Annotated in this window: 5 protein-coding genes; all 5 read right to left on the bottom strand. The window is 73.8% G+C overall.

All coding sequences use genetic code 11. From position 1 onward, the window contains the following. Positions 1 to 238 precede the first annotated feature (238 nt). Positions 239 to 1,735 (bottom strand): UDP-N-acetylmuramoyl-L-alanine--D-glutamate ligase, encoded by a 1,497-nt coding sequence (murD, locus tag B7P34_RS34085; RefSeq protein WP_106682026.1) that lies wholly within the window; start codon positions 1,733 to 1,735, stop codon positions 239 to 241. Beyond that, positions 1,717 to 2,781 carry a phospho-N-acetylmuramoyl-pentapeptide-transferase gene (gene mraY / locus B7P34_RS34080; RefSeq protein ID WP_106682025.1) on the bottom strand — a complete coding sequence of 355 codons (1,065 nt, stop codon included), beginning with the start codon at positions 2,779 to 2,781 and terminating at the stop codon, positions 1,717 to 1,719. Before mraY ends, murD begins: the two co-directional genes overlap by 19 nt. Continuing rightward, positions 2,781 to 4,202, bottom strand: a complete 1,422-nt coding sequence (locus tag B7P34_RS34075) for a UDP-N-acetylmuramoyl-tripeptide--D-alanyl-D-alanine ligase (protein WP_106682024.1) — start codon at positions 4,200 to 4,202, stop codon at positions 2,781 to 2,783. Before B7P34_RS34075 ends, mraY begins: the two co-directional genes overlap by 1 nt. Positions 4,203 to 4,267: 65 nt before the next feature. After that, positions 4,268 to 5,773: a UDP-N-acetylmuramoyl-L-alanyl-D-glutamate--2,6-diaminopimelate ligase gene (locus B7P34_RS34070; RefSeq protein ID WP_223268526.1), complete on the bottom strand. Its 1,506-nt coding sequence runs from the start codon at positions 5,771 to 5,773 to the stop codon at positions 4,268 to 4,270. Positions 5,774 to 5,978: 205 nt separating this feature from the next. After that, the coding region (locus tag B7P34_RS34065; protein ID WP_106682022.1) for a peptidoglycan D,D-transpeptidase FtsI family protein at positions 5,979 to 7,837 on the bottom strand (1,859 nt) is incomplete at its 5' end.

Raw genomic sequence — 7,837 nt, 5'->3', positions numbered from 1 at the left:
CCCCGCCCCGCGCCGCCTCCACGGGCCCCTGCGGGGCGCGGGCGGCCCGTCCGGGCGGGCCCGGAGCGCGCGACGGGGCCGCGCAGGGCCGTCCAGGGGCCGGGCGGCCCCGGGGTGTCGTCCGCGTGCATCCGGATGTCCCCTTCGCTCGTCTCCGGCGGCGTACGGCCGCACCACCGGAAGCGGCCCGGGGCTTCCCCGCCGGGGAGGCTCCGGGCTGCCGCACAGGGCTGAGCCGTCAGGCGCCCGCGCCGCCGGGCTCCTGGCCGGCCAGGTCCCGCACCGCCTCGGCGAAGGCCTCGCCGCGCTTGTTGTAGTCGGTGAACATGTCCATCGAGGCGCAGGCCGGGGCCATGAGCACGGTGTCCCCCGGCCCGGCGAGCCGCGCGGCTTCCCGCACGGCCTCGGCCATCGCCCCAGTGTCGGTCCGGTCGAGGTCGACGACCGGGACATCCGGGGCGTGTCGCGCCAGCGCTTCCGCGATCACGGCGCGGTCGGCCCCGATGAGGACGACGCCCCGCAGCCGCTTCGCGGCCTTGGTGACGAGGGTGTCGAAGGTGGCGCCCTTGGCGAGGCCGCCGGCGATCCACACGATCGACTCGTAGGCCGCGAGGGACGCCTCGGCGGCGTGGGTGTTGGTGGCCTTGGAGTCGTCCACGTACGCGACGCCGGCGACGTCCGCGACGTGGGCGATGCGGTGGGCGTCCGGGCGGAAGGCGCGCAGGCCGTCCCGGACGGCCTGCGGCTCGACGCCGAAGGCGCGGGCCAGGGCCGCGGCCGCGAGGGCGTTGGCGACGTTGTGCGGGGCCGCGGGCTTCACGTCGGAGACCTCGGCGAGCTCCTGGGCGGTCGTCCGCCGGTCCTCGACGAAGGCGCGGTCCACGAGGATGCCCTCGACGACGCCGAGCATGGACGGGCCGGGGGCGCCGAGGGTGAAGCCGATCGCGCGGCAGCCCTCCTCGACGTCGGCCTGGCGGACCAGGTGCTCGGTGGCGGGATCGGCGGCGTTGTAGACGCAGGCCACCTGGTTGCCCTCGTAGATCCGGCCCTTGTCGGCGGCGTACGCCTTCATGGAGCCGTGCCAGTCGAGGTGGTCGGGGGCCAGGTTCAGGACGGCCCCGGAGTGGGCGCGGACGGACGGCGCCCAGTGCAGCTGGTAGCTGGAGAGCTCGACGGCGAGGACGTCGTACTCCTCGTCGCCCAGCACCACGTCGATGATCGGCGTGCCGATGTTGCCGACGGCGCGCGTGCGCAGGCCCGCGGCCTTCAGGATCGACGCCAGCATCTGGACCGTGGTGGTCTTGCCGTTGGTGCCGGTGACCGCGAGCCAGGCGGCCGGCTTGCGGCCGTTCTCGCCGCGCAGGCGCCAGGCGATCTCGACGTCGCCGACGACGTCCACGCCGGCCTCGGCGGCCGCCGCGAACAGCGGGCTCGACGGCTTCCAGCCCGGAGAGGTGACGACGAGCTCCGTGCCCTCGGGCAGGGTCTCGGCGTCGCCCAGCCGTACGGCGATGCCGTCGGCCTCCAGGCCTGCCGCGCGCTCGCGCAGCTGCGGGCTGTCGCCGCCGTCGACGACCGTCACCCGCGCGCCGAGGCCGGCCAGGGCGCGGGCGGCACTGATGCCGCTCACGCCGAGGCCGGCGACGGTGATGTTCTTGCCGCTCCAGGCGGAGGGCTCGGAGGGACCGGAAGAGCCGGAAGAGCCGGAAGGAGGGGTCACTTGATGGCCAGCCATCCCGCGTAGAAGATTCCGAGGCCGATGGCCACGCACAGGCCCTGGATGATCCAGAACCGGACCACCACGAGGACCTCGCTCCACCCCTTGAGCTCGAAGTGGTGCTGGAGCGGGGCCATCCTGAAGACGCGCTTGCCGGTGAGGCGGAACGAGCCCACCTGGATGATCACGGACATGGTGATCAGGACGAAGAGGCCGCCGAGGAGGGCGAGCAGCAGCTCGGTGCGCGAGCAGATGGCGAGGCCCGCGAGGGCGCCGCCGAGGGCGAGCGAGCCGGTGTCGCCCATGAAGATCTTGGCGGGCGAGGTGTTCCACCACAGGAAGCCGAAGCAGGAGCCCATCAGGGCCGAGGCGACGACGGCGAGGTCGAGCGGATCGCGCACTTCGTAGCAGGCGGCGCCGGCCGTCAGCGGGTTGCCGCAGGACTGGCCGTGCTGCCAGGTGCCGATGAAGACGTACGCGCCGAAGACCATCACGGAGGCGCCGGTGGCGAGGCCGTCGAGGCCGTCGGTGAGGTTCACGCCGTTCGACATCGCGAGGATCATGAACAGCGCCCACACCACGAAGATGACCGGGCCGACGGACCAGCCGAAGTCCTGGGTGAAGGAGAGCCGGGTGGAGGCCGGGGTCTGGCCGCGGGTGTCCGCGAACTGCAGCGCGAGCACGGCGAAGGCGATGCCGACGATCAGCTGGCCGGCCATCTTCGCCTTGGCCCGCAGGCCCAGGCTCCGCTGCTTGACGATCTTGATGTAGTCGTCGAGGAAGCCGACGAGGCCCATGCCCGCCGTCAGGAACAGCACCAGCAGGCCGGAGAAGGTCGGCTCGTGGCTGGTGATGACCTTCGTCAGGGCGTAGGCGATCAGGGTGGCCAGGATGAAGGCGATGCCACCCATGGTGGGCGTGCCCTTCTTCCCGGCGTGGCCGCGCGGGCCGTCGTCGCGGATGAACTGGCCGTAGCCCTTGCGGGCGAGGAACTTGATCAGCAGCGGGGTGCCGATGAGGGTCAGGAAGAGACCGATGACGCCCGCGAAGAGGATCTGGTTCATCAGCCGGCGACCTCGCCGTCGACGGCGAGCAGCTGCTCGGCCACCCACTCCAGCCCCACCGACCGGGACGCCTTCACCAGCACGACGTCACCCGGGCGCAACTCGCTGCGCAACAGGTCGACCGCCGCCTGCGCGTCGGACACGTGCACCGACTCCTCACCCCACGAACCCTCGTTATAGGCGCCCATCTGCAGCCAGGCCGCTTCCCTGCCCCCGACTGCCACGAGCTTGCCGACATTGAGCCGGACGGCGAGCCGTCCGACCGCGTCGTGCTCGGCGAGCGACTCCTCACCGAGCTCGGCCATCCGGCCGAGCACCGCCCACGTGCGGGCCCCCTTCGCCGCAGCGGCTGCGCCCATGGCGGCCAGCGCGCGCAGCGCGGCTCGCATGGATTCGGGGTTCGCGTTGTAGGCGTCGTTGACGATCGTCACGCCGTCCGCACGCTCGGTGACCTCCATGCGCCAGCGGGAGAGCTGGCCCGCCCCGGAGAGCGCGGAGGCGATCTCCTCTGCGGGCATGCCCAGCTCATGGGCGACGGCGGCCGCGGCGAGCGCGTTCGACACGTGGTGCTCACCGTACAGCCGCATGGTCACGTCGGCGCACCCGGTGGGTGTGTGAAGCGTGAAGGCGGGCTGCCCGGTGGCGGTCAGGTGGACGTCCTCGGCGCGCACGTCGGCGTCGGGGGCCTCGCCGAAGAGGAGGACGCGGGCCTTCGTGCGGGCGGTCATGGCGCGCACGAGCGGGTCGTCGGCGTTGAGCACGGCGACGCCGCCGTCCGCGGCCGCGGGCAGCGCCTCGACGAGCTCGCCCTTGGCCACGGCGATCTGCTCGCGGCCGCCGAACTCGCCGACGTGGGCCGTGCCCACGTTGAGGACGACGCCGATGCGCGGCGGGGTGAGCTCGGCGAGGTAGCGGATGTGGCCGATGCCGCGGGCGCCCATCTCCAGGACCAGGTGCCGGGTCTCCTCGGTGGCGCGCAGCGCGGTGAGCGGCAGGCCGATCTCGTTGTTGAGCGAGCCGGGGGGCCAGACGGTGGCGCCCAGGTGCTGCAGCAGCTGGGCGATCAGGTCCTTGGTGCTGGTCTTGCCGGCGGAGCCGGTGATGCCGACGACGGTGGTGCCCAGCCGTTCGACGACGGCGCGGGCCAGGGTGCCGAGCGCCCGCTCGACGTCGGCGACCACGATCGCGGGGACGCCGACGGGGCGGGCGGCCAGCACGGCCGTCGCGCCCGCCTCGACGGCGCGCTCGGCGTAGTCGTGGCCGTCGACGTGCTCCCCGGCGAACGCGGCGAAGAGGCTGCCGGGCTCGACCGCCCGGGAGTCGATCACGACGGGACCGGTGATCCGGGCGTCCGGGTCCGGTATGTCGTGCTGCTGCCCGCCGACGATGGCGGCGATCTCGGCGAGGGACAGAGCGATCACTGAGATTTACCTCCGGCCGTTCGGGAGGGCTTCCGGGGGGAGGGTTGTGCGCGCATGGCGGTCTGTCATCCCTGGTCGTTCCGGTGCGTGGTCAACGAGCGCTGTTGCGCGGCTTCGACGGCCTCGCGCAGCACCTGGCGGTCGTCGAAGGGGCGGACGACGCCGTTGATGTCCTGGCCCTGCTCGTGGCCCTTGCCGAGGACGAGGACGATGTCGGTGGCTTCGGCCCGGGCGACCGCGGCGGCGATGGCGTCGGCCCGGTCCTCCAGCAGGAGGACGGTGCCGCGCTCGTGGACGGGCACCTCGGCGGCGCCCTGCAGCATCGTGGCGAGGATCGCGAGCGGGTCCTCGGAGCGGGGGTTGTCGGAGGTCAGCACGGCGGTGTCGGCGAGCCGGGCGAGGGCCGCGCCCATCGGGGCGCGCTTGGTGGTGTCGCGGTCGCCGCCGCAGCCGAGGACGGCGTGGATGCGGCCCTCGCAGACCTTGCGCAGCGCGCGGAGAACCGATTCGACGGCGTCCGTCTTGTGGGCGTAGTCGACCACGGCGAGGTAGGGCTGGCCGGCGTCGACGCGCTCCAGGCGGCCGGGCACGCCAGGGACGGCGGCGACGCCGTCGGCGGCGGTCTGCGGGTCGATCCCGGCGGCCACGAGGGCCGTGACGGCCGCGAGGGCGTTGGCGACGTTGAACGGGCCGGCGAGGGGCGCCCGGGCCCGGATCCGCTCGCCGCGGGGGCCGAGGATCGTGAAGACGGAGTCGAACGGGCCGATCTCGACGTCGGCCGCGCGCCAGTCGGCGTCGGGGTGGCCCTCGGCGGAGAACGTGGTGACGGGCACCTCGGACTCGCCGGCGGCGAGCCTGCGGCCGTACTCGTCGTCGAGGTTGACGACGCCGGCGCGGCTGCGGGCCTTGGTGAAGAGCTCCGCCTTGGCCTGGAAGTAGTCCTCCATGCCGGAGTGGAACTCCATGTGCTCCGGGCTGAGGTTGTTGAAGACCGCGACGTCGAAGACGCAGCCGTCGACGCGGCCGAGCCGGAGGGCGTGGCTGGAGACCTCCATGGCGACCGAGGCGACGCCGCGCTCGCGCATGACGGCGAAGAGCGCCTGCAGGTCGGTGGCCTCGGGGGTGGTGCGCTCGGACTTGATCCGCTCGTCGCCGATCCGGGACTCGACGGTGCCGATCAGGCCCGTCTTCGCCCCGGCCGCCCGCAGTCCGCCCTCGATGAGATACGCCGTGGTGGTCTTGCCGGAGGTGCCCGTGATGCCGATCTGGAGCAGCTCCTCGCCCGGCCGGCCGTAGATCGTGGCGGCCAGCTCGCCCATGACGGCGCGCGGGTCGGCCACGGTCAGCACGGGCAGGCCCGTGGCGGCGGCGCGCTCGGCGCCCGCGGCGTCGGTCAGCACGGCGACGGCGCCGAGGCCCGCGGCCTGGGCGGCGAAGTCGGCACCGTGGAAGCGGGCTCCGGGCAGGGCGGCGTAGACGTCGCCCGGGCGCACGGCGCGCGAGTCGTGGGTGATGCCGGTGACGGCGGCCCCGGGGCCCTGCGGCGCGGGGATGCCCAGCTGACCGGCCAGCTCCGCGAGGGACGCGGGGCGGACGTGGGTGGGGCGGGGCGCACCCGGCGATGCGGCGGGGGCTCCCTGGGGGCTGGGGTGGGACTGATCAGCGTGTGGCACGGCGGTGAGCGTACCGGGCGCACCCGCCCCGTCGCGAAGCGAGGGGCGCCCCGGGTCGCGGTTCCCGGGATCGGGAGTGATGGTCGTCACGCCGGCCCCCGGCTCACTCGTCGTCGTAGCTCACCGGCAGCCGGGGCGGCTGGGTGCCGGAGGGGGGTACCTGCAGGGTCTTCAGGGCGAACTCCATCACCTGCTTGTAGACGGGTCCGCAGATCTGGCCGCCGAAGTAACTGCCCTTGGTGGGGTTCTGGATGGCGCAGTAGACGGTGAGGCGCGGCTGGTCGGCGGGGGCGAAGCCGGCGAAGGAGGCGGTGTAGCCGTGGTAGCGGCCGGTCCGCGGGTCCACCCGGTTGGACGTGCCGGTCTTCCCCGCGACGCGGTAGCCGGGGATCTTGGCCTTGGTGCCGGTGCCCTCGCGGTCGTCGACGACGGACTCCAGCATCGTGGCGAGCTCCCGGGCGGTGCGGTCGCTGATGACCCGGGTGCGCTCGGGGACGGGCGCGGGGGTGAAGCGGCCGTCGGGGCCCTTGGTGCCGCGGACGAGGGTGGGCCGGATGCGCTCGCCGCCGTTGGCGATCGTGGAGTAGACGGAGGCGGCCTGGACGGCGTTGAGGGAGAGGCCCTGGCCGAAGGGGATGGTGTACTGCCGGGAGCCCTGCCACTTGGCCGGCGGGGCGAGGATGCCGGGGGTCTCGCCCGGGAAGCCCAGGCCGGTGGGCTCGCCGATGCCGAACTTCCGCAGGTACGAGTGGAGGACCCGGTTCGCCTCGCCCTGGTCCTTGCCGAGCTGCTCGGCGGCGAGGATCGTGCCGATGTTGCTGGACTTGGCGAGCACGCCGTTGAGCGTCAGGTGCCAGGTGGAGTGGTCGACGTCGTCGGCGAAGGAGCGGTCGGCGCGCGGGAGCCGGTTGGGCACCTCGACGTGGGTCGTGGGGGTGGCGGCGCCCTCCTCCAGGACCGCGGCCATGGTCATGACCTTGCTGACGCTGCCGGGCTCGTAGGCGTCCTGCAGGGCGGCGTTGCCGAGGGCGTCGCTGTCGGCGTGGGCGAGGTCGTTGGGGTCGTAGCCGGGGGCGTTGGCCATGGCGAGGATCTCGCCGGTGCGGTTGTCCTGGACGACGACGTAGCCGCGGTCGGCGGCGGACTCCTGCACCTGCCGGGCGATGGCGTTCTGCGCGGCCCACTGGATGTCCCGGTCGATGGTCAGCTCGATGTCGGAGCCGGGCACGGCGGGCTGTTCCTTGACGTCGCCGGTGGGCACCTGGCGGCCGCCGGACTGGGCGTAGACGAGCTTGCCGTCCCGGCCGGCCAGGACACGGTCGAACTGGGCCTCGATGCCGCCGCCCCCGCGGCCCTCCGCGTTCACGAAGCCCAGTATCCCGGCCGCGAGGCCGCCGTTGGGGTAGACGCGCTTGCTGTGCGGTTCTCTGTTGACCCCGGCGAGGACGTCGGCGCCCTCCTTGCGCTGCGCCCGGGCGGCGGCCGCCTTCTTGAGCTCCTTGATCTTGTTCCAGACCCTGGGGGGCTGCCGGCGGGCGAGGACGACGTACTTGGACTTGGGGTTGGCCGTGAGCTTCTGCTCCAGGACGGCCGGGCGCTCGCCGAGGACGGGCGCGAGCAGGGCCGCGGCACGGCGGGCCGCGCCCTCGGTCTTGATGCGCTCGGGCGTGAGGAGGTCGGGCGCGGCGGTGATGTCGTAGGCGTCGACGGTGGTGGCGAGGTCCACCCCGGAGCGGTCGGTGACGGTGCCGCGCTCGGCGGCCAGGGTGACCGGAATGTACCGGTTGACGTTGGCGCGGGCCGCGTAGGCGCTCGCGTCGAAGGCCTGCACCTGCAGCAGCCGGACGGTGAAGACGAGCAGGACGAGCGTGAGGCCGAAGCCGACCATGCGCAGCCGGGGCCGGGGGCTGCCGAGCCGCAGGGGCCGGTCGCCGGCGGCCTTCAGGCGGGCGGGCCGGGCCG

Origin of the sequence: Streptosporangium nondiastaticum, assembly GCF_003011965.1 — a bacterium.
Lineage (GTDB): Bacteria > Actinomycetota > Actinomycetes > Streptomycetales > Streptomycetaceae > Streptomyces > Streptomyces nondiastaticus.
The sequence above is the reverse complement of the archived record's forward strand: the minus strand, read 5'-3'. Positions and strand labels throughout refer to the sequence as shown.

What these genes read in the sequence shown, in the direction of transcription:
- murD (WP_106682026.1), bottom strand. Translation starts at nt 1,735, where the DNA reads ATGGCTGGCCATCAAGTGACCCCTCCTTCCGGCTCTTCCGGCTCTTCC.
- mraY (WP_106682025.1), bottom strand. Translation starts at nt 2,781, where the DNA reads ATGAACCAGATCCTCTTCGCGGGCGTCATCGGTCTCTTCCTGACCCTC.